Source organism: Variovorax sp. IB41, from assembly GCF_016405905.1.
Classification (GTDB): Bacteria; Pseudomonadota; Gammaproteobacteria; order Burkholderiales; family Burkholderiaceae_C; genus Variovorax.
Map to the genome: position 1 here is coordinate 147,706 of NZ_JAEFCB010000004.1, position 25,320 is coordinate 173,025.

Here is a 25,320-nt window from a genome sequence, read left to right on the forward strand (position 1 = left end):
CGCCTTCATCTGTCCTCTTCACCATCGCGGCGAACAACAACCTGGAGGACCCATGGGCCTGTCCATTTCCCTCGGCATCCTGGCCGACCTGATCGAAAACGACCCCGAGAGCGCCGAGCGCTTCGAAGAAGATTTCGCAGTCGTGAACCGCAAGCTCGCCGAGGCGGGCCTGCCGCCGCACGTGGAGCCCCGCGCGCTGCCGCCGCTCGATTCGCGCGCGCAGATCGACGGCCTGCCCTACTCGTTCATCCACTACCTGCGCCGCGCCTACGCGCACCGCGTGACGACGCCCGGATGGACCGCAACGCCCCTGCCGGAAGACACCGACCCCACGGAAGACGAAACGCTCGAAGACGTGGCCAGCACCTTCGAGAGCCACCTCTTGTGCCACTCCGACGCCGAAGGCTTCTATGTGCCGGTCGACTTCGAGGAGGTGATCTTTGCCGATGAAGACGAGACCGACCTCCCCGGCGGCATGCTCGGCTCGTCGTACCGGTTGCTCGAAGAACTGGTGCTCGTCGCGCCCGCCCTGGGCATTGCGCTCACGGACGGCCAGCTGTCGGACGAGGAAGCCGCGCGGCTGGGCGACAGCATGGGCGACGACGAAGGCCTCTACCGGGAGATCGAATCGTGGCTGCTGCTGTATGAATCGGCGCGGTTGAGCATTGCGCACAAGACGGTGATTGTTTTTTCCTAGGAACCTGCGGCCGGATCACCCGCTGAAATCGAGGCCATGTTCGAGACAACCATCCACTGGGTACAGGACATAACGCCTCACAGGCTGGGTCTCATGGCGCGCCCGCGCGGAGGTGAATCACTTTGCGAGGAGATCGCCTCCTGGCAGCGTGCGTCCGTGAGTATGGTGGTCTCGTTGCTCGAATCCCACGAGATTCGAGAGCTCGAGCTCAGGGAGGAAGCGTCACTCTGTGCCGAGCGTGGCATCGCATTCCGGCAGTTTCCGATTCCGGACCGAAGTACACCGCGGTCACAGAGGGACGTTCGAGCACTCATTGCCGAACTGACGGCAGAACTTGCCAGCGCACGGTCCGTTGCCATTCATTGCCGCGCAGGCATCGGTCGCACGGGCCTGATCGCAGGATGCGTGCTCCATGCGCTGGGCGTTCCTGAAAAGGACATCTTCCGCCTGCTGAGCCGCTCCCGCGGCGTGGCAATGCCTGATACGACGGAACAGGCGGATTGGGTCCGAAAGTACGCCCTCGACACGATCCGGGAGCAAATCGATCAACGCTCCGGATTCAATCCTCTGTCTTGATGCCCCGCCACCTCGCCACCGTCACCCTCCTCGTCCACGACTACGACGAAGCCATCCGCTTCTTCACCGAGGCGTTGCGCTTCGACCTTCTCGAAGACACGCCGCGCGGTGCGGGCAAGCGGTGGGTGGTGGTCGCGCTTTCGCGCAACGCGGGTGCCACGCTGCTGCTCGCCAAGGCCGCAGACGATGCGCAGAGGGCCGCAGTCGGCAACCAGGCGGGCGGCCGCGTGTTCCTCTTCCTGCACACGCAGGACTTCGCCGCCGACCACGCGCACATGAAAGCCCATGGCGTCCGCTTTCTCGAAGAACCGAGGCACGAGCCGCACGGCACGGTGGCGGTCTTCCAGGATCTCTACGGCAACAGGTGGGATCTTCTGCAGCCCGCGTGAGCCCAACGAAATCCCGCCATGAACCGCCTCCTCGAAATCCGCACCTACCGCCTGAAGCCCGGCACGCTCGAGGCGTTCGGCGGTGCCGCGGAACCCCATCGACAGCATGCGCGCGCTCAACGATCCGCACCCCGAAGATAAGTAGCCGCAGCCGGATGCGCGGGCCTAAACTCCCGCCTCTGTCATCACCCCTTCCGCTCATCACAGGAGAACCGCATGAACATCCAGGAGATCGCCGACAAGCTCGTGGCCGTGTGCAAGGCAGGAAATTTCGAGGACGCCCTCGTGCTCTACGCCCCCGACGCGGTGAGCGTGGAGGCCGGCGGTCCGCCCGGCCAGTCGCGCGAGGCGGTCGGCCTCGCGGCCATCCGGGCCAAGGGCGAGTGGTGGGTCGAGAACCACGAGGTGCATTCGATGCAGGTCGCAGGCCCGTGGCCGCATGACGACCGCTTCATCGTCGGCTTCAAGATCGACGTGACCATGAAGGCCACCAAGCACCGCTTCACGATGGAAGAAATGGCGCTCTACACCGTCAAGGACGGCAAGATCGTGCGGGAAGAATTCTTCTATTCGATGGGCTAGCGCGGATGCGCGACGCGGCGTTGCCATGACCCTCGAATGGCGCCACACGCTCGAGGCGCTCGACTGGAACGAGCTCTCGCGCCTCTACGAGATCGCTCCGCTCGGCCACAAGAAGCCGGCCGACCTGCAGGTCGTGTTTTCCAACAGCCTCTTCAAGTGCCTCGTCTATGACGATGGCCGCCTGGTCGGCGCGGGTCGCGCGGTGGCCGACGGCCTGGATTGCTCCTACATCTGCGACGTGGCGGTGCACCCCGACCACCAGGGCGCGGGCCTGGGCAAGGCGATCGTCGCGAAGCTCGTGGCGTTCTCGCGCGGGCACCGCAAGATCATCCTGTACGCGGTGGCCGGCAAGGAGCCGTTCTACAAGAAGCTGGGCTTCAAGCGCATGCGCACCGCGATGGCGATCTTCGGCAACGAGCAGCAGGCGCGCGAGCGCGGGTTGATCGACGACAGCTGAACGAAGAAACCCGGGCGGGCGGCGTGACAGCCGTTACGCCCGTGACGAAGCGCAGGGCCGCCTGCGTTGTGAATGGCCGGCGTGCGCCAGATGATCCGCACCTTCCCTCACACGCAGCACACGACATGCCTCTGCTTCCCCCGCCTTTCACGACCCACACGCCCCGCGCCCGCCGCAGGTTTCTCGCACAGGGCGGCTGCGGCCTGCTCGCCGCGCTCGGTGCCACGCGCTTCGCCGATGCGGCCACACCCGTCGCGCACATCGAGGAGCGCCCCGACCTCGCCGCCCACTTCAAGGACGCCGGCGTGCGCGGCACCTGGGTCGTGCTCGACAGCGCCACCTCGAAGCTCACCGTGGTCGACCGCCAGCGCGCCGAGCGGCGCTACAGCCCCGCCTCGACCTTCAAGATCCCCAACAGCCTGATCGCGCTGGAGACCGGCGCGGTGAAGGACATCGACGAGATCCTCCCCTACGGCGGCGGCACCTACAAGCGGAAGGACTGGGAGCGCGACATGAACCTGCGCGACGCGATCCGCGTCTCGCACCTGCCGATCTACCGCGGGGTCGCGCGCCGCATCGGCCTGGCGCGCATGAGCGAGTGGATCGCGAAGCTGCACTACGGCAACGAGACGCTGGGCACCGAGGTCGACCAGTTCTGGGTCAACAACAGGCTGCAGATTTCCGCCGCCGAGCAGGTGCGCTTCTTGATGCGGCTCGCGCAGCGCAGCCTGCCGATGTCGATGCGCGCGCAGGACATGGTCCACGAGATCACGCTGCTGGAGAAGACGCCCACGCACGCCCTGCACGGCAAGACCGGCTGGTACGAATCGCCGGGCTTCTCGCTCGGCTGGTGGGTCGGCTGGGTCGCGCAGGCGAACGGCAGCGTGCAGAGCTTCGCGCTGAACATCGACATGCACGGCGAGGCCGATGTGGCCAAGCGTATTCCGCTCGGGCGCAAGCTGCTCGCGCAGATGAACCTGCTCGCGGCCTAGCGATTGCGCTGCCAGTCTCCGGCGAGGGGATGACTTTTAATCATTTCTCGCATGAGTTAATTGTGATTGAAGCGCAGCGGCCAGACCGCTATCTTTGGCGCCTAAATCATTAAGAGACAAGGCTTTTTCCGGAGTCACGCACATCGGAACGGGTCGCGCGAGATCATGAAAATCCTGGCCGAGGGTCTGCAATTTCCTGAAGGCCCGGTGGCACTGGGCGATGGCTCGGTGGTGCTGGTCGACATGCGCGCCGGGCGCATCGTGCGGGTCGCGCCCGACGGGCGGATGCACACGCTGAGCGACTGCGGGGGCGGTCCGAACGGCGCCGCGATCGGGCCCGACGGCGCGCTCTATGTCTGCGACAACGGCGGCAGCGCCTATGTGCCGGGCCGCTTCACCTCGACCGGTCCGGCGCCCGGCTACGAGGGCGGCAGCATCCGCCGCGTCGATCTGGCCAGCGGTGCGGGCGGTGCCATTGCGACGCTCTACACCCACTGCGGCGAACACCGGCTCTCATCGCCCAACGACCTCGTGTTCGACGCGCACGGCGGCTTCTACTTCACCGACTTCGGCAAGAAACATGCGCGTGCGCGCGACAGCGGCGCCGTGTACTACGCGCTGCCAGATGGCTCTCGCATCGTCGAGGTGGCCTATGGGCTGCTGTCGCCCAACGGCATCGGCCTGTCACCGGACGACAGGGTCCTGTACGTGGCCGAAACCGAGACCGCGCGCCTGTGGGCCTTCGACATCGGCGCGCCCGGCGTGGTCGACAAGCACCCGTTTCCTTCTCCGCACGGTGGGCGCCTTGTCTGCGGGCTGCCGGGCTTCCAGCGCTTCGACAGCCTGGCGGTTCAGGCGAACGGCCATGTGTGCATCGCCACGCTGGTCACGGGCGCGATCTCGGTCGTCGCACCCACCGGCGAACTGGTGCGACAGCAGGTGTTTCCCGACATCTACGTCACCAACATCTGCTTCGGCGGCCCGGCGCTGCGCACCGCTTACCTGACGCTGTCGGCCACCGGCCAGCTCGTGTCGCTGCCATGGCCCGAGCCGGGCCTGCGGCTGCATTTCAACGCCTAGCCCACCGCCCACCACCTACCACCCGGAGAACACCATGAACCGTCGAGAACTCATCACCGCACTGGCGGGGGGCTGCGGCGCCAGCCTCCTGGGCGTCATGCCTTCGCACGCCGCCAGCCCCTACCCGAACCGCCAAGTGCGGGTGGTGGTGCCCTTCACGGCCGGCGGCGGAACCGACGTGGTCGCGCGGGCGATCGCGGTGAGCATGTCCGAATCGCTCGGGCAGACCTTCTACGTGGACAACAAGCCCGGCGCCAGCACGGTGATCGGTTCGGAGTACGTGGCCAAGGCGGCGCCCGACGGCTACACACTGCTGGTGGCGAGCGTGCCGCACGCCACCAACCCGTCGATGATGAAGAACCTGCCGTTCGACACCGTCAAGGCCTTCGCGCCGGTGAGCCTGGCGGTGCAGTCGCCCTTCATCATGGTCGCGTCGTCCACCTCGTCGATCCATTCGATGGACGAGGCGCTCGCCCAGGCCAGGGCGCGGCGCCTGTCGTTCGCGTCCACGGGCAGCGGCACGGCCGACCACCTGTCCATGGAACTGCTCGCGCTGCAATCGGGCGTCTCGATGACGCACGTGCCCTACAAGGGCACCGGCCCGGCCCTGGCCGACGTGATGGGCGGCCACGTGGACCTCATGTTCGCCAACGTGGTGGCCGCAGGGCCGCTCGTGAAGTCCGGCAAGCTGCGCGCGCTCGCAGCGTCGACGGCCAGGCGCTCGGCGTCGCTGCCCGAGGTGCGCACGGTCGCCGAGATCAGCGGCAAGCCCTTCGACGTGAGCGCCTGGACCGGCGTGCTCGCGCCCGCGGGCACCGATCCGGCGGTCGTCGAGCGCCTGAGCGCCGAGGTGCGCAAGGCGCTGCAGACGAACATCACCCGCGAGGCGTTGGTGACCAATGGCGCCGAGCCGGTAGGCAGCACGCCCGCGCAATTCCAGGCCTTCATCGCGCGCGAGATGCAGACCTGGAGCGCCATCATCGCCAAGGCCGGCATCACGCCGAGCTGACCTTCATCGAACAGTCCGCAAGCCCCATGCCATTCGCCATCATCGCCCTCGACAAGCCGAACGCGCAGGCGCTGCGCGCGGCGCTCAAGCCCGCCCACCTGGACTACCTCACCGCTCGCCAGCACATGATGCTGGCCGGCGGCGCGCTGCTGGACGCCGACGGCCAGCCGATCGGCGGCCTCATCGTCGTGGACACCGACGATCCGCAAGCAGCACGGGCTTTCGCAAGCGAAGACCCTTTCAACAGCGGCCAGCTGTTCGCCTCCGTCGAGGTGATGCCCTGGCGCCAGGCGTTCTTCGACAAGAAGCGAACCCGATAACCGGGCTCGCATTGCGCGAGCGTCATCGCAGGGCGCGTTGCGGGCAAAATGCCCCGCAGGTGCCCTCATGAATACAAGATTTGTCGAAGCCTTCCTCTGGGCCGCGCGGCTGGGCAGCTTTCGCGCGGCGAGCGACCGGCTCCACATCACGCAGGCGGCGGTGTCCAACCGCGTGGCCTCGCTGGAAGAAGACATCGGCGCGCGCCTCTTCGAGCGCGACGCGCGCGAGCTGCGGCTCACGCCCGTGGGCGTGCGGCTCATGGACTACGGCGAGCGGCTGCTCGAGCTGCGCCGCGAGATCGTCTCGCTCGGCCGCCCGCGCGGCGACATCCTCGGGCTGGTGCGCATCGGCGCCATCGAGACCGTCGTGCACACGTGGCTCCTGGGCTTTCTCACCAACCTGCGCTCCACCTACCCGGGCATCGAGGTGCAGCTCACCTCCGAGACCACGCTCGCGCTGCACCGGGGCTTGCGCGAAGGGGCGCTGGACATCGCGCTGCAGACCGACCACATCGCCGGCGCGGGCATCGTGAGCACGCCGTGCCTGCCGATGCCGATGGGCTGGGTCGGCCCGCCCGGCGCCGAGGGCACGCAGACCGTCGAGCAGTTGCTGCGCCAGCCTGTGCTCACCATGAGCCCCGGTTCGCAGCCGCACGAGGCGCTCAAGAACCTGTTTCGCGCGGCGGGCATACCGCTGGGCAAGGTGCACTGCGTGAGCTCGATCTCGGCGCTCGCGCGGCTCGTGAAGGCGGGCTTCGGCAATGCGCTGGTGCCGCTGCCGCCCTGCTACGAATACGTGGCCATCGGCGACGTGCGGATCATCGAGTGCGATGCGCTCATCTCGCCGCAGCGCATCGTGGTGAGCCACCTGGAAGCGGCCGACTCCGACGCGATCCGGCTCGTGGCCGAGCTGGCCTGCCGGGCCTCCGACCAGTTCACGACCTCGGCAATCGCACCAACCTGGAGCGCGGCCTCAGAGGGTTAACCCTCAAAACGGCGCATTCCGGCCCCGAAAAGGGGCCAGTAATTCTTGTGGCTGTCGCCCAAAAAAACTCGTTTGTGACAGTCCGACCTCGCGACGGAAGATCGCGCCTTCAATTTTCGAAGGCCCGCCTCCTCTTCCGCCGCCATGAACACACCTGACCTTTCCTCCTCCGCAGCGAACGCGAACGGCATGCTCTTCGTCGCGTCCGACGTCGAGCCGGCCGACGAGGCCGACTTCAACCGCTGGTACGACAGGGAGCACGTGGAAGAGCGCGTGCGCATCCCCGGCTTCCTCTCGGGTGCGCGTTATTTCTCGCTCGAAGGCGGGCGCAAGTACCTGGGGCTGTACCGCACCGAATCGCTGGCCGTGTTCGGTTCGCCGGGCTACCGCGCCGCGTTCGAAAAGCAGACGCCGTGGTCCATCGCCAACCTCGACCGCATGCGCCAGCCGATCCGCCGCGTGTGCGCCGTGCGGGCGGTGACGGGCTTGGGCAGCGGGAGCCATGCGGTCGTGCTGCCGCTGGCGGTCACCAGCGATGTCGAGGCGCTGGTCGCGCGCGCCGCCGCAACCGGCCGCCAGCTCGCCGAACAAGCAGGCTTTGTGCAGTCGTATCTGCTGGCTCCTGACACCACGCTCAGCACGCCGCTGCCGCGCGAAGCCGCCGAAGGCCGCGTGCTGCGGCCGATGCTGGTCGTCGAAACCAGCAGCGTTGATGCAGCGCGCACCGCACGCACCGCCGCAGCCATCGCGCTCGACGCCGACCCGGCCACCGGCTGGCTGCTCGCACTCGGCTGGAAGCTGGGCGCGGCCGAGCTGAACTGATCACGTCTCCTCGCATTTCTCCTCTTCATTGAACAAAGGCATCTCCATGACCGAACACGTTCTCAAGGCCCCGGCCACCGCCGCGGCACCGCCCAAGATGGGCCGGCTCGCGATGGCCAGCTCCATCGGCACCACGCTGGAGTGGTACGACTTCACCGTCTACAACATCATGGCCGCGCTGGTCTTCAACGCGGTGTTCTTCCCATCGTTCGACCCGCTCACGGGCACCATCCTCGCGTTCTCGACCTATGCGGTCGGCTACATCTCGCGGCCGCTGGGCGGCGTGGTGTTCGGGCACCTGGGCGACCGGCTCGGCCGGCGCTTCGTGCTGGTGGCCACGCTGGTCATCATGGGCGTCTCCACCGGCCTCATGGGGCTGCTGCCGACCTACGCGACCTGGGGCATCTGGGCGCCGGTCGCGCTGGTCGCGCTGCGCTTCGTGCAGGGCGTGGCGCTCGGCGGCGAATGGGCCGGCGCGGTGCTGCTGTCGATGGAACACGGCAAGCCGAACGAGCGCGGCCGCAACGCCTCGTTCACGCAGATCGGCCCGTCGTTCGGCACGCTGATCGGCACCGGCTTCATCGCGGCCGTGTCGGCCTGGTTGAGCCCGGAAGACTTCATGGCATGGGGCTGGCGCATTCCGTTCATCTCGAGCGTCGCGCTGGTGCTGTTCGGCCTGTGGCTGCGCAGCGGCGTGGAAGAAACGCCGGTGTTCCTCGAGATGGAACAGAAGAAGGCCACGGCCAAGACGCCCGTGAAGGAAGTGTTCACGCAGCACTGGCGCCGCCTGCTGGTGGCCGGCGGCTCGCGCATCGGCTCCGATGTGCTCTATGCGCTGGTGGTGGTGTTCACGCTCACCTACGTGACGACGGTGCTGCATCTCTCGCGGCCGCTCGCGCTCACCGCGACGATGATCGGCGCGGCCTGCAACGCGATCGCGGTGCCGTACTTCGGCAGCCTCTCGGACCGCATCGGCCGCAAGCCCGTGTACATCGCGGGCGCCCTGCTGGGCATCGTCTGGGCCTTCGTGTTCTTCGTGCTGATGAACAGCGCGCAGCCGATCGCGATCTGCGCGGCGGTGGTGGTCGGCCTGATCATCCACGCGATCATGTACGGCCCACAGGCCGCCTTCGTGACCGAGCAGTTCCCGGGCCGCGTGCGCTATGCCGGCTCGTCGCTGGCCTACACGCTGGCTGGCATTCTGGGCGGCGGCTTCGCGCCGCTCATCATCGCGAGCCTCTACAAGTCGTGGGGCAGCACGGTGGCCGTGTCGCTGTATGTGACGGTGGCGCTCTGCATCACGCTGGTCGCGCTCGTCATCGCGCGCGAAACCGCCAAGAAACCCCTGGAAGCCTGAGATCGCCATGCCTCTTCGTTTTGCCTGCGAAACCGTGAGCGCCGACGGCGCCCGCGCCATCGAACTGCGTTCCGTCGAACCCACCGCGCTGGTGGTGGCCGGATGGACTGGCCGCGACGTCGCGGCCATCGAACACCACATCGAGGAACTGGCCGCCATCGGCGTGCCGCGCCCTTCGAGCGTGCCGCTGTACTACCGGGTGGCCGCACAGCAGCTGACCCAGGCCAGCGCCATCGAGGCGTTGGGCGACCAGAGCTCCGGCGAGGCCGAGCCCGTGTTCTTTTTCTCGCAAGGCGAGTGGTGGCTGAGCGTGGCCTCGGACCATACCGACCGCCAAGTCGAAAGTTATTCCGTCGCCGTCTCCAAACAGATGTGCGCCAAGCCCGTGGCCCAGGTGGCCTGGCGCTGGCGCGACCTGCAGGCGCACCAGGACGAGATCGAACTGCACTCGCGCATCCTCGAGGATGGCCGCTGGGTCGACTACCAACGCGGCACGCTCGCATCGATCCGCCCGCTGGCCGCATTGCGCGACGGCATGCCGGGCGCGGATGCGGCGCCCGAGGGCCTCTTCATGACCTGCGGCACGCTCGGCGCGCTGCCCAACGCGAAGGGCGAAGGCATCCGCCCCGCGTCGCAGATGGAGATCGAGCTGCACGACCCCCGCCTGCAACGGCGCATCGTGCACCGCTATGCGGTGAACGCACTGCCGGTGGTGGCGTGATGCGCGGCACGGGCCACCTCACCATCGCCGCGCTGCGCGAACGCATCGCGCGCGGCGAGCTGTCGCATGAAGCGCTGATCCAGCAGGTGCTCGAAGCGGCCGCGCTGCCTTCGGCGCAGCACGTGTTCACGAAGACCTATGCCGATGCGGCGCTCGCTGCGGCGCGCCATGCGGATGCGGCGCAGAAGGCCGGCGTGCAGCTCGGCGCGCTCGCGGGCCTGCCGGTGTCGGTCAAGGACCTGTACGACGTCGCGGGCGAAACCACGATGGCGGGCTCCGCCGTCTGCAAGGGCGAGCCGCCGGCCGCACGCGATGCAGTGGCCGTGGCGCGGCTGCGCACGCAGGGCGCGGCCATCGTCGGCAAGACCAACATGACGGAGTTCGCGTTCTCGGGCGTGGGCATCAACCCGCACCACGGCACACCACACAACCCGGCCGATGCAGGCACGCCGCGCATCCCGGGCGGCTCGTCGTCGGGCGCAGCCGTGTCGGTGGCGCTGGGCCTCGCGGTCGCGGGGCTGGGCTCGGACACGGGCGGTTCGATCCGCATCCCGGCCGCGCTCTGCGGGCTCGTGGGCTTCAAGAGCACGCAGTCGCGCGTGCCGCGCACGGGCGCCTTCGAGCTCGCGCGTTCTCTGGACACCGTCTGCGCGATGGCGCGCAGCGTCGAGGACTGCCTCGTCGCCGATGCGGCCATTGCCGATGCGCCGCTCGCGGTGCGCCGCCGTCCGCTCGCGGGCCTGCGCCTGGCGGTGCCGCGCACGCTGATGTTCGACGGCATCGAGCCCTCGGTCGCGCGCGCCTTCGAGCGCTCGGTGCAGGCGCTGTCGGCGGCGGGCGCGCAGGTGGTCGACATCACGCTGGCGGAGCTTGCGGAGATCGCGTCGATCAACGCGCCCGGCGGCTTCTCGCCAGTGGAAGCATCGGCCGTGCATCGCGAACGCTTCGCTGCGAAGCGCGAGGGTTTCGACTCGCGCGTGGCCGCACGCATCGCGCTCGGCACCGAGGTGCGCGCCGCGGACTACATCGTCATGCAGGACCGCCGGCGCGACTGGATCGGCCGCGTCGAACACGCGCTCGAAGGCTTCGACGCGCTCATCTGCCCGACGGTGCCGATCGTCGCGCCGCCCATCGCGTCGCTGGCCGAGGACGCGGCGTTCTTCCAGGCCAACGGCCTCTTGCTGCGCAATACCTTCGCGATCAACTTCCTCGACGGCTGCGCGTTCAGCCTGCCGTGCCATGCGCCGGACGAACTGCCCGTGGGGCTGATGCTCTCGTCGGTGCGCGGCGACGATGCGCGGCTCGCGGCCGTGGCGCTGGCGGTGGAGCAAGCGCTGCGCTGACCGTCTTGCCCCCTCTCCTCTCCCTCTCCCGTTCGCGGGAGAGGGTTGGGGTGAGGGAGCAGCTTGCGCTATCTTCAGCGCATGTCCCCGTCCCATCAGCCCCTCGTCGGTCGCCGCATCACCCTGCGGCCCCTCCAGGCCTCCGACGCCCCCGCCCTTGTGGCAGCCGCCGCCGACGGCGAACTCTGGAACCTGCCGTTCACCGTCGTCCCCTCGGCCCAGACCATCGACGCCTACTTGCGCACCCCGCTCGAGGGTCAGGCAGCAGGCCACGTGATGGCCTACGTCACCGTGCTGCGCGAGACCGGCCGCGTCATCGGCTCGACCCGCTTCTGGAAGATCGATCGCACCCACCGCAAGCTGGAGATCGGCAGCACCTGGATCTCTGCCTCGTGGCAGAAGAGCTTCGTCAACACCGAAGCCAAGTACCTGATGCTGTGCCACGCCTTCGAGGAGATGGCCTGCGTGCGCGTGCAGTTCACCACCGACGAGATCAACGCGGCATCGCGCGCGGCCATCCTGCGGCTCGGCGCGAAGCAGGAGGGCATCGTGCGCCACGAGCGGATCATGCCCAACGGCCGCAAGCGCAACTCGGTGCGCTTCAGCATCATCGACGACGAGTGGCCGGCGGTGAAGGATCAACTGGAAACGAGGCTTCACGCATGACTGTTCATTCCATCGTCTCGACCGAAGAGCGCCATTTCGAGAGCCTGTACCTGGCGCTCGACACGGTCGCTCGCGAAAAGAAATACCTCGCGCAGATCCAGGCGCCGCCGTGGGAGCAGTCGCTCGCGTTCTATCGCAACGTGCTGGCCGAGGGCTTTCCGCATGTCGTGGCCGTCGATGCCGGCGGCCGGGTCGTGGGCTGGTGCGACGTGTCACCGGTCTTCGGGCATTCGCGCGCGCACATCGGCATCCTGGGCATCGCCCTCTTGCCCGAGGCGCGCGGCCGGGGCCTGGGCACGCAGCTGCTGCAGGCGGCCATCGACCGGTCGTGGGCACGCGGGCTCACCCGCATCGAACTCTCGGTGCGCGCGGACAACCTGAACGCCAAGGCGCTGTACGAGCGCCTCGGCTTCGAACACGAAGGCCTCGCCCGGCGCGCCAGCCTCATCGACGGCATTTACCACGACGCTTTCAGGATGGCACTGCTTCGCTAGACTGAAACCTTCACTGCAATTTGGAGAGAGCGCCCATGTGCAGAAGCATCAAGACCCTCTACAACTTCGAGCCCCCCGCCACCGAGCAGGAGATACGCGCCGCCGCGCTGCAGTTCGTGCGCAAGCTCAGCGGTTTCAGCGTGCCGTCCAAGGCCAATGAAGAGGCCTTCGAGCGCGCGGTCGACGAGGTGGCCGCGACCGCGGCGCGCCTGATCGACTCGCTGGTCACCACGGCCGAGCCGAAGGACCGCGCGGTCGAGGCGGAACGCGCGAAGGCCCGGTCGGCGGCCCGGTTCGGCACCGCGCCCGCCTGAAAAGCCCTCGCCGACGCTTGCCCGCGCGGCGTTTGATATCGTGTTTGCGTGTTGCCAGATGCAACCGACACGCACATGAAAAAGACCTACACCGGCGGCTGCCACTGCGGCGCCGTGCGATTCGAAGCCGACATCGACCTCACCCTGGGCACCCTGCGGTGCAACTGCGCCATCTGCACCCAGACGCGCTTCTGGCCGGCCATCGTCGCGACCGATGCCTTCCGCCTGCTCGAAGGCGAATCCGAACTCAGCGACCAGATGCTGGACACCCGCAACAGCCACTACATCGTGTGCCGCCACTGCCGCGTGCGCTCCTTCGGCGTGGGCCATTCGCCCGAGACCGGCGCCAGCGCCTACGGCGTGAACGTGACCTGCCTGGACGACGTGGAACTGGACGAGCTGACCAGCTCGCCGATCAGCTACGTGGACGGGCACCGCGGCACCTGGCACGTCGCGCGCGCGGCCATCGGCACCTGACGCGAGCGTCGCTCCCCACAAACATCCACACCCACAGGAGACAACCTCATGCCCATCGAACTCTGGCTCGCCTTCGTCGCGGCCTCCGCCGTGCTGCTGATCATTCCGGGGCCGACCATCCTCACGGTGATCAGCTACTCCATGTCGCACGGCCGCCGCGCCAACGTGCCGCTCATCGCCGCCGTGGCATTGGGCGACTCGACCGCGCTGGTCGTCTCGCTGCTGGGCCTGGGTGCGCTGCTGGCGACCTCGGCCTTCTGGTTCACGGTGGTCAAGTGGGTGGGCGGGCTGTACCTGCTGTACCTGGGCATCCGGCTGATGCGCGCGGGGATCACGTCCACCGAGATGGCCGCACCCGCGGCGCCGGCCTCGCGCTGGAGGCTCTTCGCCAACACCTACCTGGTGACGGCGCTCAACCCCAAGGGCATCGTTTTCTTCGTGGCGTTCCTGCCGCAGTTCATCAGCCCGGCGGCCGACGTGACGCGGCAGATGTGGGTGCTGGCCGTGACCTTCGTGGCGATGGCCGCGCTGAACGCGACGCTGTATGCGGTGTTCGCGGGCTCGGCGCGCAAGCTGCTTTCGTCGCCGCGCGCGCAGCGGCGTTTCAATCTCACGGGGGGTTCGCTGCTGAGCGCGGCAGGCCTCTGGGCGCTGATGGCGCGCCGGCCGGGGTAAGGCATACCGCTCAATAAAAAGGCCGCGAAGCGCAGAGTTCGCGGCCTTTTTTGCTTCAGCGGTTCGGGTTGTTGGGCGCCCGGTCGTAGCGGTTCGGGACCCCATCGCCGTCGCGGTCGCGGTCGGCACGGTTCGGCACGCCGTCGCGATCGCGGTCGCGGTAAGCGCGCGGCGGCGGGTTGTTGTCGTACGGTGCGACCACGCAACCGGCCAGGGCGGCCGATGCGGCCAGCACGATCGTCAGTGTCTTCATCATCATGATGCGTTTCTCCTTGGAGTGGTTATGAAACCGGGCTCGCCTCCAGCGAGCCGGTAGGGCATTGAAGGCCACGCCGGTACGCGTTGGGTTTCCCGATGGAAGCCGTCGCGTGAAGTTCGTTACCGGATGTGGAATCTGATGTGAACTTTGGCCTCGCGCCCGCGTGCCGGCAAGGCGGCAAGGCGCCCGTTGCCGAGTAGGCGAGGTTCCCGTGGTGCTTCGCGGAGAATGCGGGCAACCGCCCCCTGAATCACCCTCACCTTTCGATGCAGTTGCTTGCGCTTTTCACGCCCACCCGCAGGGCGCTCGCCGTGGCCGTGCTGTCCGTGGCCTGCGCGCACCCGGCCTGGGCGCTCGTCACCTTCGACGACGTGAAGCGCGATTTCCGCTCCTCCGACACCGCCGTGCTCGACCGCAACGGCGAGCTGCTGCAGCGCGTGCGCACCGACGCCACCGTGCGGCGCGGCCAGTGGATCGCGCTGGCCGACGTGTCGCCGGCCCTGCGCACAGCCATGGTGCTGAGCGAGGACCGGCGCTTCTACGAACACAGCGGCATCGACTGGCGCGCGGTGTCGTCCGCCGCCTGGGGCAACCTCTGGAACACGCGCACCCGGGGCGCCTCGACCATCACGATGCAGCTGTCGGGCCTGCTGGACGAGGACCTGCGCCGCACCTCGGGCGGCCGCAGCTTCACGCAGAAAATCGGCCAGACCGTGGCCGCCACGCAGCTGGAGCGCAGCTGGCGCAAGGACCAGATCCTGGAGGCGTACCTGAACACCGTGCCGTTCCGCGGCGAGATCGTGGGAATCGATGCGCTCTCGCGCACCCTCTTCAGCAAGGCGCCGAGCGGCCTCGATGCGCGCGAAGCAGCGGTGGCCGCGGCGCTGGTGCGCGCGCCGAACGCCAAGCCTGCCCTCGTCGCGCAGCGCGCGTGCGAGGTGCTGCGCGCGATGGAGCCCGAGCAGAAAGTCGATTGCGATGCGGTCGACATGTTCACGAGCGCCGCGGTGCAGCGCCGCGCCTTCGATGCGAACGAGGGCATCGCGCCGCATGCCGCGCGGCGGGTGCTGCGTGAGTTGCGAGATGCGGATGCCGCCGCTCCCGCCGCCCCGCCGAAGAACAAGGAAACCAGCATCCGCACCACGCTGCGCGCGCCGCTGCAGCGCTTCGCGCTCGACTCCCTGCAGCGCCACCTGCGCGAGCTGCGCGACCGCCACGTGGAAGACGGCGCGCTCGTGGTGCTGGACAACGCGAGCGGCGAGGTGCTCGCGTGGGTCGGCTCCTCCGGCCCGCTGAGCCAGGCGGCCGAGGTCGATGGCGTCACGGCGCTGCGCCAGCCGGGCTCCACGCTCAAGCCGCTGCTCTACGGCCAGGCGATCGCCGAGAAGCGGCTCACCGCGGCCTCGCTGATCGAGGACTCGTCGGCGCAGATCAGCACCGCGAGCGGCCTCTACATTCCGCAGAACTACGACCGGCAGTTCAAGGGCCCGGTCTCCGCGCGCACGGCACTGGCCGCATCGCTCAACGTGCCGGCGGTGCGCACGCTGGTGATGGTGTCGCCCGAGTCGTTCGCGCGGAGCCTGCGCGCAACCGGGCTGCCGCTGCGCGAGAGCGGCGACTACTACGGCTACAGCCTCGCGCTCGGCAGCGCCGAGGTGTCGCTGCTGTCGCTCGCCAACGCCTACCGCATGCTCGCCAATGGCGGGCGCTACGGCACGACGACGCTGACCGCGCGGCCGCCGGCGTCTGCCGCCGACAGGGCGAAGACCGCGGCTGCTGCGCCGCTGCTCGATCCGCGCGCCGCCTTCATCGTCGGCGACATCCTCTCCGACCCGAACGCGCGCACGCGCACCTTCGGCCTGGACAGCATCCTCTCGACCCGCTTCTGGACCGCGGTGAAAACCGGCACCAGCAAGGACATGCGCGACAACTGGGCCGTGGGCTGGTCGCAGCGCTACACGGTCGGCGTGTGGGTGGGCAACGCGAGCGGCGCGTCGATGTGGGACGTGAGCGGCACCAGCGGCGCGGCACCCGTGTGGGCCGAGGTGATGCGCTTCCTGCATGCGCGCGAGCCCAGCCGCGCACCGGCGCCGCCTGCCGGCCTCGTCGAGGCGCGTGTCGAATTCGGCCCCGCCGCCGACGGCAACGCCATCGAGGCGGCGCGCAGCGAGTGGTTCCTGCAGGGCACCGAGCAGCCGCTCTTCGCGCTCGATACCGGCATGGCGACCAACGCCTTCGCCGCGCGCATCACCGCGCCCTCGGACGGCACCATCATCGCGCTGGACCCGGACATTCCGCCGCTGCGCCAGCGCGTGCGCTTCGAGTCCGAGGGCCGCGGCGTGCAGTGGCGCATCGACGGCAAGCCCTTCGCGCGCGGCAACAGCGCGCAGTGGCTGCCGTGGCCCGGACGCCATGTGATTGAACTGGTCGACGCCTCCGGCAAGGTGGTCGACCAGCGCAGGCTCGAAGTGCGCGGCGCGGGCGTGGTGACCAAGAGCGCGCGCCGATGAAAGCGCTGCGCGGCTGGCTCGGTCTTCTTCTGGCATGCATCGCGATGCTGGCCTGGCTGCCGGCCGCGCAGGCCAGGCCCGTGCCGGTGCCCGCCATGTCGTCGCGCGTGGTCGATCTCACGAACACGCTGCAGGCGTCGGAGGCCGATGACTTGCGCCAGCAGATCGACGCGCTGGAGACAGACACCGAGGCGCAGCTCGCCGTGCTGATCGTGCCGACCACCGGCGAGGATTCCATCGAGCAGTTCGCCACGCGCGTGTTCGCGCAGTGGAAGCTCGGGCGCGAGGACGCGGACGACGGCGTGCTGCTGCTGGTGGCGCTGAAGGACCGCCGCATGCGCATCGAGGTGGGCACGGGCCTGGAAGGCAGGATCACCGACATCCAGGCCGCCCGCATCATCGACCAGCAGATGACCCCGCGCTTTCGCAGCGGCGACTTCGCGGGCGGCATCCGCACCGCGGTGCAGTCGCTGTCGCTGCTCGTCGGCGGCACGCTGTACGGCACCGAGGCGCCGCAGGTTCAGGATGCGCAGGGGGTGCAGGAAGTGCAGTCGTCCACGGACGATGCACCGCGCGAAGCGGGCGGCGTCACGCCCGCGGGCTGGGCGCTCTTCGGCGTGCTGCTGTGGAGCATCGCCGTCGGCGCATGGCATGGCCGCCGGCGCGCGAAGCCGGCGCCCACCGCCGAGGACTGGCTCGCGCAGCGCACGCCCGCGGAAGAGACCTACGCCTCCGGAAAAAGAAAGAAGCGGCGCAAGAACGCCGAACGCTCGCGGCCGCCGTCGCCCGTGGCCTCGCCGGCATCGGCGCCGTTCAAGCGCTGGCCGTTCTCGATGGCCCTCCTGGCCGCCGCGCCCCTTGTGGCGGCGACCGTACTGGTGAGTCCCGCACTGCTTGGAATGCTGCTGTTTCTGCCCGCACCGGTCGGTTTCGGCCTCGGAATCGCGTGCAGCCGCTCGGTGCTGGCACGGATCGTCACCACCATCGCGGTGCTCCTGATCGTGGCGCTGACCTTCGCCGGCAAGTTCATGGATGGGGCCGACATCGGGCTGGGCATGATGTACATGGTGATCGCGGCGATCGTGCTGGCCTACCTCGCAGCGGTCGGCCTCGGCGCACGCAACGCCTGGCGCGAGAGCCCGCGCAGCTTCTGGGTGCGCCTGGTCTTCGTGCTCGGGGCGACCGCGATCCTGGGCTGGACCTTCTACGACGGCGGGGGCGACGACATCGGGCTGCCGATGCTGCTGGTCGCCGCCGTGAGCTCGGCCTTCGCCTTCCTGCCAAAGGCGTTCAACCTGGAGAGCGACGGCAGCGGCAGTGATAGCGACAGTGACAGCGGGTGGTCGAGCAGCAGCAGCAGCAGTTCTTCGAGCGACAGTTCGTCCTCCTCGTCTTCTTCGTCGTCGGACAGCGGCGGCTCCAGCAGTGGCGGCGGCGCCTCGGGCAGTTGGTAGCCGGCTACCCACCCGGTCAAACGCCAGCTATCCACCGCGCCGCGACTGGCTTAGGATGGCGCCGCCTCCCACTCCCTCGGCCTCCTCATGGATTCATTGACCGCACTCTGGGGTGACTTCCTCGTCTTCGCGGGCGTCATCTTCGGCATCCTGCGGAAAGTGCCCGATGTCTTCTGGGCCGCGCTCATCGCGGCGGCGCTGGCCCTGTGGGGCGTGAAGGTGGCCAACCGCGACAACGCCCGGCACTTCATGCGGCAGCTGCGGCACGACAAGGACGAGAAGGCCGCCCAGCGCCTGGCGGACCTGCGCCGTGATGTGTACCTGCACGCGATCGACCAGTTCGTGCACGCGAGCTCCTACCTGAGCTCGCTGCCGACCGCGGACCTGAACAAGGCCGACGCGGCGCAGCCGCTGCAGGGCTTCTTCGCGGCAGCGGCCAAGCTGCAGATGGTGTCGGAGGCCAAGACCTCGGCGCTGGTGTCCGATCTCATCGGCACCTTCAGCGCGCTGCATTTCAAGCTCATCGGCGCGGCCCAGCCGATCCAGCAGGTGCTCAGCGAGATCGACTTCTACACGACGCTCTGCGAAGGCGCACTGGCCGAGCAGAAGCGCGCGCTCACGGCCATCGACCAGTTCGTTGCGTCAGGCAACGTCGAGGGCGACGAGACAAAACGCAAGATGCTCGACCTCGCGCTGGACACCCAGACCAAGTTCCTGCGCGACCACAGCGAGACGCGCCAGGCGCTGCACGTGGAGCGGCATGCGCTGCACGGCGAGTTCGTCAAAAGCCTGATGCTGGGGCTGCAGGCCATCAACACGAAGATGCAGCCGATCATGGTGGCGATCCGGCGCGAGTTGAACATCGACAACCAGATCGACGTCTATGCAGACGCCGTCTCCGAACAGCAGGACCGCGTGGCGGGCGCGGTCGCCGAACTGATGGCGCAATTGGACGAGCCGCGGCAGACGCTGCAGAGGTCGAAACCCTCCAGCATCGAGAACCGCTGACCGGGCCCGGAAGCCGCACGGCCCGCGCGCAAAGAGCCAAGCGCAAGAGCCCATGAGGCCGACTGCGACTTTGCGTGAATGTCAGAATTCATCCAATGATTCAATGAATAGGCGCTCCGAGACATGCTGGCACACGCCCCCCGAACCTCCCTGGCGGACACCGCCGCCGACAGCATTCGCAACGAAATCTCCGCGGGCCGCTGGGCCATCGGCACGCGCATTCCCATCGAGCCGCAGCTCGCGCAACTGCTGGGCGTGAGCCGCGGCACGGTGCGCGAGGCGGTGAAAACGCTGGTCTCGCGTGGCCTCCTCGAAGTGCGGCAGGGCTCGGGCACCTACGTGCGCTCGGGCTACGACCCCTCGGCCAGCCTGCAGAAGATGCGCCTGGCCAGCCTGCGCGACCAGTTCGAGGTGCGCCGCGCGCTCGAGGTCGAGGCCGCCCGGCTCGCCGCGGTGCGCCACACCGCGCGCGACCTGCGCCGCCTGCACACCCTGCTCGACAAACGCGGCGTGCCGGAACCGGGCGACGACGGCGCGGGCTTCATCGAGCGCGACCTCGCCTTCCACCTGGCCATCGTCGACATCTCGGGCAACCTCGCGCTGGCCGAGACCTGCCGCTTCATCACCGGCTACATCAAGGAAACGATCGCAAGCAGCATGGGCACCAGCCTGCCCGAGCCCGACGAAGCCGCGCACCGCGCCATCGTCGAAGCCATCGCGAGCCGCGACCCCGAGCGCGCCGCGACCGCCGTGCGCAATTTCATGGCGCCGATGCTCAACATGCTGGCGCTGGGGACGGCATGAGCGCCGCGCCGGGCCGCCCCAAGCAAGCTCGCACCGCAGTGCGCAGCACGAAGGTACTTCAATGAGCGCGATTCCTTTGCAAGCCGGCGCCATGCACCGCAACCCGCCCGCAGCCAACACCACCACCGAAGAACTGCTGATCGACGCCGAGGCCGACAGCGTGCCTGCGCCGCGCCCGACCCCCACGCCCAGCCTCGCGCGCCGTATCCTGCTCGGCGCGAGCGTGGTGCTGATCGCGTTCAACCTGCGGCCGGTGTTCGCGAGCCTCTCGGTCGTGCTGCCCGAGATCATCCAGGCCACCGGCCTCTCGGCCACGGCCGCAAGCCTCTTGACCACGCTGCCGATCCTGTGCCTGGGCGTCTTCGCGCCGCTCGCGCCCTGGCTCGGCCGGCGCTTCGGCACCGAGCGCACGCTGCTGGGCTGCATGGTGCTGATCCTCGTGGGCACGGTGCTGCGCGGCACGGGCAACATCCCGCTGCTGTTCGTGGCATCGGCCATCGCGGGCAGCGGCATCGCGGTGTCGAACGTGCTGCTGTCGGGCCTGGTGAAGCGCGACTTCGCCAAGCAGGCGGCGCTGATGATGGGCCTCTACACGATGGCGGTGTGCGGCGGCGCGGCGAGCGCCGCGGGCCTCACGGTGCCGCTCGAACATGCGCTGGGCGGCGGGTGGACCTATGCGCTGGCCATGTGGGCGATCCCGGCGCTCCTGGTCACGCTGATCTGGGCGCCGCAGGCGCTGCCGCTCAAGCCGGTGGCGAGCGAATCGGGCTTCACCGTGCAGGGCCTCTGGCGCGACCGGCTCGCGTGGCAGGTCACGCTCTTCATGGGGCTGCAGTCCGCCCTCGCCTACATCGTGATGGGCTGGCTCGCGCCGATCCTGCGCGAGCGGGGCCTGGGCAGCGAGACGGCCGGCTATGTGGTGTCGCTGTCGGTCATGACGCAGGTGGTGACCTGCCTCGTGGTGCCGGCGCTGGCGGTGAAGCTGCGCAACCAGCGCGGCCTGGGCGTGGTGCTGTCGCTGCTCACGGTGTGCGCGATGCTGGCGATGCTGTTCGCACCGTTGGGCGGTGTCTGGCTCTGGGCCGTGATGCTGGGCATCGCGCAGGGCGGCACCTTCGCGCTCGCGCTCACCATGATCGTTCTGCGCTCGCGCGATTCGCACATCGCCGCGCACCTCTCGGGCATGGCGCAGGGCGTCGGCTACATGGTGGCCGCCTGCGGGCCGCTCCTGGCCGGGCTGCTGCACGGATGGACCGGCAGCTTCCGCGCCTCGGCGTGGCTCTTCGTCGGGCTGGGCATCGCGCTGGTGATCGCCGGGCTGGGCGCCGGGCGCACGCTGTACGTGGGCGCGGTGACCGTGCCCAAGCACTGAGGCCGGGCCTTTTCAACGATTTATTGCGGCCCGCCGCAGAAGCCCGCGCGCTCCGTCGTCTTCGCGGTGAAGTGGATGCGCGTGGTGGTCGTCGCGCTGCGCGGCTCGTTCTGCGGCCACTCGCTCTGCAGCCAGGTGTATTGCCAGCCGTAGGGTGCACCGGGCTTTGCAGGCTCGTCGTAGGCGATGCGCAGGCTCCCGAAGCTCTCGTCGTGGCAGTGCTTGGACGTCTTGTATTCCTTCTCGCTGAAGCAGGCGCGGACCATCTTCGAACACGAGAACGGAATGCCTTCGTGCACCGCCTTGCCGCCCTCCAGCGGCACGAAATCGGCGGTGTCGAACGACGCGCCGCCGCCCGAGTAGCCCTCGGACACCGTCTGCAGCACGGCCACCGCCCATTTGCCTTCGGCCAATGGATAGAGCGCGGGCGCGAGCGACAGGCGCACGTCGGCGCGCTCGGGGTTCTCTTTCTTCGTCGATGCCGCATAGGCCGAGAAATCGTGCAGGCGATCCAGCTGCCAGCCCGCCGCATCCGCGCTGCGCCTGACGCGCGCCATGGCCAACGGCTCGCCCGAGAGGACCACGTACTCGGCGGGTGCCGCGCCGCGCGGGCGGTGCAAGGTCAGCTCCTGCACGTCGCAGGGCTGCGGCAACAGGGCGCACAGGCGCGTGCGCCATTGGGCGTCGAGCGCGTCGGGTTTCTTGACCGCATCGAAGACCTGCGCCGAGGGCGCGGCGGCCAGCGCGGGGCCGGCGGACGACAGGGCGAGCAGCAAGGCGCCGGCACCGGTGATGAGCAGCTTTTTCATGGGCCACGATGGTAGCCACGTAAAGTCGGGGCAGCCCATGAATTCCGCCCCTCCTCCCCTCCTCCAGATCGAGGCACTGCGCTTCGCCTACCCCGACCAGACCCCCATCGCCAACGGCTGGAACGCCGCCATCGGCCCCGGCATCACGCTGCTCTACGGCGACACCGGCGCCGGCAAATCGGCGCTACTCCAGGTGATCGCCGGCGTTCTGCCCGCCACGAAGGGCCGGCTGACCGTCGCGGGCACCAGTCTCGATGCGTCGCCCGAGGCCTACCGCCGCAACGTCTTCTTCGTCGACCCGGCCACGGACAAGTTCGACCAGGTCACGGCGCGGGCTTGCACCGCCACCCTCCGCGAAGGCAACGCGCACTTCGACGAAGCCCTCTGGCAGACGCTGATCGAAGGCTTTTCCCTCCCCCCGCACATCGACAAGCCGATGTACATGCTCTCCACGGGGTCCAGGCGCAAGGTCTGGCTGGCCGCCGCCCTCGCCTCGGGGCGCCCGCTGGTGCTGCTGGACGAGCCGACGGCCGCGCTGGACGCCGGCTCGGTCCGCGCCCTGTGGGGCGCCCTGGCCGACCTGGCAGAGCAGCCCGGACGGGCCGTCATCGTCGCCAGCGCCGCGCGGATCGACGAGGTGCCGCTGGCCGCCACCATCGAATTGCCCCTCGATTGACAGAGCCTCGCGCGGGGAGATAACCCCGGCGGCTGTCCGGGCGGGTCGCCGCCCGGCGACAATCGCGGATTCCGGCGGTCCGATCCCGTCGGGAGTTCCAGCCACCCGACCCCCTCAGCTTTACGGAAGCAAGCGCATGAGCACGAAGCAACCCACCATCGTCTACACCCTCACCGACGAGGCGCCCCTCCTGGCGACCTACGCGTTCCTGCCCATCGTGCGCGCCTTCACGGCCCCGGCCGGCATCGACGTCACCACCAGCGACATCTCGGTGGCCGCCCGCATCCTGGGCGAATTCCCCGAATTCCTCAGCGACGCGCAGAAGGTGCCCGACAACCTGGCCGAACTGGGCAAGCTCACGCTCAAGCCCGAAGCCAACATCATCAAGCTGCCCAACATCAGCGCCTCGGTATCGCAGCTCAAGTCGGCCATCAAGGAGCTGCAGGGCAAGGGCTACAAGATCCCCGACTACCCCGAGAACCCGACCTCCGACGAGGACAAGGACATCCGCGCGCGCTACAACAAGTGCACCGGCAGCGCGGTGAACCCGGTGCTGCGCGAAGGCAACTCCGACCGCCGCGCGCCCAATGCGGTGAAAGAGTACGCACGCAAGAACCCGCACAGCATGGCCGACTGGAGCCAGGCCTCGCGCTCGCATGTCTCGCACATGCACGGCGGCGACTTCTATCACGGCGAAAAGTCCATGACGCTGGACCGCGCGCGCAACGTGAAGATGGAGCTGATCACCAAGAGCGGCAAGACCGTCGTGCTCAAGTCCAAGGTGGCGCTGCTGGACCGCGAGGTCATCGACTCCATGTTCATGAGCAAGAAGGCCCTGCTGGCCTTCTATGAAAAGGAGATCGAGGACGCGCACAAGACCGGCGTCATGTTCTCGCTGCACGTCAAGGCCACGATGATGAAGGTCTCGCACCCCATCGTGTTCGGCCACTGCGTGAAGATCTTCTACAAGGAAGCCTTCGAGAAACACGGCAAGCTGTTCGACGAGCTGGGCATCAACGTCAACAACGGCATGGTCGATCTCTACAACAAGATCGCCGCGCTGCCCCAGAGCACGCAGGACGAGATCAAGCGCGACCTGCACGCCTGCCACGAGCACCGCCCCGAACTGGCGATGGTCGACTCGGCCAAGGGCATCACCAACTTCCATTCGCCCAACGACGTGATCGTGGACGCATCGATGCCCGCGATGATCCGCAACGGCGGCAAGATGTGGGGCGCCGATGGCCGCCTGAAGGACGTGAAGGCCGTGATGCCCGAATCGACCTTCGCCCGCATCTACCAGGAGATCATCAACTTCTGCAAGTGGCACGGCGCCTTCGACCCCAAGACGATGGGCACCGTGCCCAACGTCGGCCTCATGGCCCAGAAGGCCGAGGAATACGGCTCGCACGACAAGACCTTCGAGATCCCCGAAGACGGCGTGGCCAACATCACCGACCTGGACACCGGCGAAGTGCTGATGAGCGAAGACGTGGAGCAAGGCGACATCTGGCGCATGTGCCAGGTCAAGGACGCGGCGATCCGCGACTGGGTGAAGCTGGCCGTCACGCGCGCGCGCAACTCCGGCATGCCGGTGGTGTTCTGGCTGGACGCCTACCGCCCGCACGAGGCGCAGCTGATCACCAAGGTCAAGATGTACCTGCACGAGCACAACACCTCGGGCCTGGACATCCAGATCATGAGCCAGGTGCGCGCCATGCGTTACACGCTGGAGCGCGTCGTGCGCGGCCTGGACACCATCAGCGCCACCGGCAACATCCTGCGTGACTACCTCACCGACCTGTTCCCCATCATGGAGCTGGGCACCTCGGCCAAGATGCTGTCGATCGTGCCGCTGATGGCCGGCGGCGGCCTCTACGAAACCGGCGCGGGCGGCTCGGCCCCCAAGCACGTGCAGCAACTGGTCGAAGAGAACCACCTGCGCTGGGATTCGCTGGGCGAATTCCTCGCGCTGGCCGTGAGCCTGGAAGACTTGGGGCTGAAGACCGGCAACGCGCAGGCCAAGATCCTGGCCAAGACGCTCGACGCCGCCACCGGCAAGCTGCTGGACAACAACAAGAACCCCTCGCCCAAGACCGGCCAGCTGGACAACCGCGGCAGCCAGTTCTACCTGGCGATGTACTGGGCGCAGGAACTGGCCGCGCAGACCGAAGATACGGCGCTGCAATCCAAGTTCAAGAAGCTGGCCGAAACGCTGAGCGCCAACGAGAAGAAGATCGTCGACGAACTCGCGGCCGTGCAGGGCAAGCCGGTGGACATCGGCGGCTACTACCTGGCCGACAAGGAAAAGTTCGAGACCGTGATGCGCCCGAGCGCGACGCTGAACTCGGTGCTGGCATCGGCGCAGGCCTGATGAGGAAACGGGCGGCGTTCGCGCTTCATTGCTGAAGCCGGATGCTTGCCTCTATGACGGCCTGCCGCGCAAGCGACAGGTCGTTGTCATTTGTGGGG

28 protein-coding genes are annotated in these 25,320 nt (G+C 68.4%); 26 read left to right on the forward strand and 2 right to left on the reverse strand.

What is annotated here, in order from left to right:
* Positions 1-52: 52 nt before the first annotated feature.
* The 19 genes from JC881_RS10925 (at position 53) to JC881_RS11015 (ending at position 13,956) form a co-directional block, all read left to right on the forward strand.
* Entirely contained in the window at positions 53-697 is a 645-nt protein-coding gene (locus JC881_RS10925) for a hypothetical protein (protein ID WP_198785738.1), read from the forward strand.
* A gap of 36 nt (positions 698-733) precedes the next feature.
* Entirely contained in the window at positions 734-1,273 is a 540-nt protein-coding gene (locus tag JC881_RS10930) for a protein-tyrosine phosphatase family protein (protein ID WP_198785739.1), read from the forward strand.
* Positions 1,273-1,662 carry a VOC family protein gene (locus tag JC881_RS10935; RefSeq protein ID WP_198785740.1) on the forward strand — a complete coding sequence of 130 codons (390 nt, stop codon included), beginning with the start codon at positions 1,273-1,275 and terminating at the stop codon, positions 1,660-1,662. Before JC881_RS10930 ends, JC881_RS10935 begins: the two co-directional genes overlap by 1 nt.
* A 216-nt stretch (positions 1,663-1,878) precedes the next feature.
* Positions 1,879-2,244 (forward strand): nuclear transport factor 2 family protein, encoded by a 366-nt coding sequence (locus JC881_RS10940; RefSeq protein WP_198785741.1) that lies wholly within the window; start codon positions 1,879-1,881, stop codon positions 2,242-2,244.
* Positions 2,245-2,269: 25 nt separating this feature from the next.
* Complete coding sequence (locus tag JC881_RS10945; RefSeq protein ID WP_198785742.1) at positions 2,270-2,701, forward strand: GNAT family N-acetyltransferase; 432 nt, start codon at positions 2,270-2,272, stop codon at positions 2,699-2,701.
* A gap of 125 nt (positions 2,702-2,826) precedes the next feature.
* A complete protein-coding gene (gene blaOXA / locus JC881_RS10950; RefSeq protein ID WP_198785743.1) occupies positions 2,827-3,693 on the forward strand; it encodes a class D beta-lactamase in 867 nt (288 codons plus the stop codon).
* 165 nt (positions 3,694-3,858) lie between these two features.
* Positions 3,859-4,773, forward strand: a complete 915-nt coding sequence (locus JC881_RS10955; protein ID WP_198785744.1) for an SMP-30/gluconolactonase/LRE family protein — start codon at positions 3,859-3,861, stop codon at positions 4,771-4,773.
* A 34-nt stretch (positions 4,774-4,807) separates the two neighbouring features.
* On the forward strand, positions 4,808-5,782 hold the full coding sequence (locus JC881_RS10960; protein WP_198785745.1) for a tripartite tricarboxylate transporter substrate binding protein: 975 nt from the start codon (positions 4,808-4,810) through the stop codon (positions 5,780-5,782).
* 26 nt (positions 5,783-5,808) lie between these two features.
* Positions 5,809-6,102, forward strand: a complete 294-nt coding sequence (locus tag JC881_RS10965) for a YciI family protein (protein WP_198785746.1) — start codon at positions 5,809-5,811, stop codon at positions 6,100-6,102.
* Positions 6,103-6,169: 67 nt separating this feature from the next.
* On the forward strand, positions 6,170-7,087 hold the full coding sequence (locus JC881_RS10970; RefSeq protein ID WP_198785747.1) for a LysR family transcriptional regulator: 918 nt from the start codon (positions 6,170-6,172) through the stop codon (positions 7,085-7,087).
* Positions 7,088-7,231: 144 nt separating this feature from the next.
* Positions 7,232-7,909, forward strand: a complete 678-nt coding sequence (locus JC881_RS10975) for a DUF4286 family protein (protein ID WP_198785748.1) — start codon at positions 7,232-7,234, stop codon at positions 7,907-7,909.
* A 46-nt stretch (positions 7,910-7,955) separates the two neighbouring features.
* A complete protein-coding gene (locus tag JC881_RS10980; protein ID WP_198785749.1) occupies positions 7,956-9,266 on the forward strand; it encodes an MFS transporter in 1,311 nt (436 codons plus the stop codon).
* Positions 9,267-9,273: 7 nt separating this feature from the next.
* Positions 9,274-9,987, forward strand: a complete 714-nt coding sequence (locus JC881_RS10985; protein ID WP_233101704.1) for a DUF2848 domain-containing protein — start codon at positions 9,274-9,276, stop codon at positions 9,985-9,987.
* Positions 9,987-11,330, forward strand: coding sequence for an amidase (locus JC881_RS10990; RefSeq protein ID WP_198785750.1), 1,344 nt, complete (start codon positions 9,987-9,989; stop codon positions 11,328-11,330). The genes JC881_RS10985 and JC881_RS10990 overlap by 1 nt, the downstream gene beginning before the upstream one ends.
* Positions 11,331-11,411: 81 nt before the next feature.
* Positions 11,412-11,996: a GNAT family N-acetyltransferase gene (locus tag JC881_RS10995; RefSeq protein WP_198785751.1), complete on the forward strand. Its 585-nt coding sequence runs from the start codon at positions 11,412-11,414 to the stop codon at positions 11,994-11,996.
* Positions 11,993-12,490, forward strand: coding sequence for a GNAT family N-acetyltransferase (locus JC881_RS11000; protein ID WP_198785752.1), 498 nt, complete (start codon positions 11,993-11,995; stop codon positions 12,488-12,490). Before JC881_RS10995 ends, JC881_RS11000 begins: the two co-directional genes overlap by 4 nt.
* Positions 12,491-12,525: 35 nt before the next feature.
* On the forward strand, positions 12,526-12,804 hold the full coding sequence (locus JC881_RS11005; RefSeq protein ID WP_013539925.1) for a DUF2277 domain-containing protein: 279 nt from the start codon (positions 12,526-12,528) through the stop codon (positions 12,802-12,804).
* A 75-nt stretch (positions 12,805-12,879) separates the two neighbouring features.
* Positions 12,880-13,281, forward strand: coding sequence for a GFA family protein (locus tag JC881_RS11010; protein ID WP_198785753.1), 402 nt, complete (start codon positions 12,880-12,882; stop codon positions 13,279-13,281).
* Between the two features lie 48 nt (positions 13,282-13,329).
* Positions 13,330-13,956: a LysE family translocator gene (locus JC881_RS11015; RefSeq protein ID WP_093443159.1), complete on the forward strand. Its 627-nt coding sequence runs from the start codon at positions 13,330-13,332 to the stop codon at positions 13,954-13,956.
* 55 nt (positions 13,957-14,011) lie between these two features.
* Here the strand turns inward: JC881_RS11015 and JC881_RS11020 are convergent, their stop codons facing one another.
* On the reverse strand, positions 14,012-14,215 hold the full coding sequence (locus tag JC881_RS11020; RefSeq protein ID WP_443083341.1) for a thrombospondin type 3 repeat-containing protein: 204 nt from the start codon (positions 14,213-14,215) through the stop codon (positions 14,012-14,014).
* Between the two features lie 266 nt (positions 14,216-14,481).
* Between JC881_RS11020 and pbpC the strand changes: the two genes are divergently transcribed.
* The 5 genes from pbpC (at position 14,482) to JC881_RS11045 (ending at position 21,363) form a co-directional block, all read left to right on the forward strand.
* Complete coding sequence (pbpC, locus tag JC881_RS11025; protein ID WP_198785754.1) at positions 14,482-16,725, forward strand: penicillin-binding protein 1C; 2,244 nt, start codon at positions 14,482-14,484, stop codon at positions 16,723-16,725.
* Positions 16,722-18,179 carry a TPM domain-containing protein gene (locus tag JC881_RS11030; RefSeq protein ID WP_198785755.1) on the forward strand — a complete coding sequence of 486 codons (1,458 nt, stop codon included), beginning with the start codon at positions 16,722-16,724 and terminating at the stop codon, positions 18,177-18,179. Before pbpC ends, JC881_RS11030 begins: the two co-directional genes overlap by 4 nt.
* Before the next feature lie 87 nt (positions 18,180-18,266).
* Positions 18,267-19,187 (forward strand): hypothetical protein, encoded by a 921-nt coding sequence (locus JC881_RS11035; RefSeq protein ID WP_198785756.1) that lies wholly within the window; start codon positions 18,267-18,269, stop codon positions 19,185-19,187.
* 123 nt (positions 19,188-19,310) lie between these two features.
* Positions 19,311-19,991 carry a FadR/GntR family transcriptional regulator gene (locus tag JC881_RS11040; RefSeq protein ID WP_198785757.1) on the forward strand — a complete coding sequence of 227 codons (681 nt, stop codon included), beginning with the start codon at positions 19,311-19,313 and terminating at the stop codon, positions 19,989-19,991.
* Between the two features lie 91 nt (positions 19,992-20,082).
* A complete protein-coding gene (locus tag JC881_RS11045; RefSeq protein WP_198785901.1) occupies positions 20,083-21,363 on the forward strand; it encodes a CynX/NimT family MFS transporter in 1,281 nt (426 codons plus the stop codon).
* Positions 21,364-21,383: 20 nt separating this feature from the next.
* On the opposite strand, the gene JC881_RS11050 is transcribed toward JC881_RS11045, so the two are convergent.
* Positions 21,384-22,172: a hypothetical protein gene (locus tag JC881_RS11050; RefSeq protein WP_198785758.1), complete on the reverse strand. Its 789-nt coding sequence runs from the start codon at positions 22,170-22,172 to the stop codon at positions 21,384-21,386.
* Positions 22,173-22,209: 37 nt separating this feature from the next.
* On the opposite strand from JC881_RS11050, the gene JC881_RS11055 reads away from it, so the two are divergent.
* Together JC881_RS11055 and JC881_RS11060 are read left to right on the forward strand one after the other, a co-directional pair.
* Positions 22,210-22,848: an ABC transporter ATP-binding protein gene (locus JC881_RS11055; protein ID WP_198785759.1), complete on the forward strand. Its 639-nt coding sequence runs from the start codon at positions 22,210-22,212 to the stop codon at positions 22,846-22,848.
* Between the two features lie 136 nt (positions 22,849-22,984).
* Positions 22,985-25,222: an NADP-dependent isocitrate dehydrogenase gene (locus tag JC881_RS11060; RefSeq protein WP_198785760.1), complete on the forward strand. Its 2,238-nt coding sequence runs from the start codon at positions 22,985-22,987 to the stop codon at positions 25,220-25,222.
* Positions 25,223-25,320 lie beyond the last annotated feature (98 nt).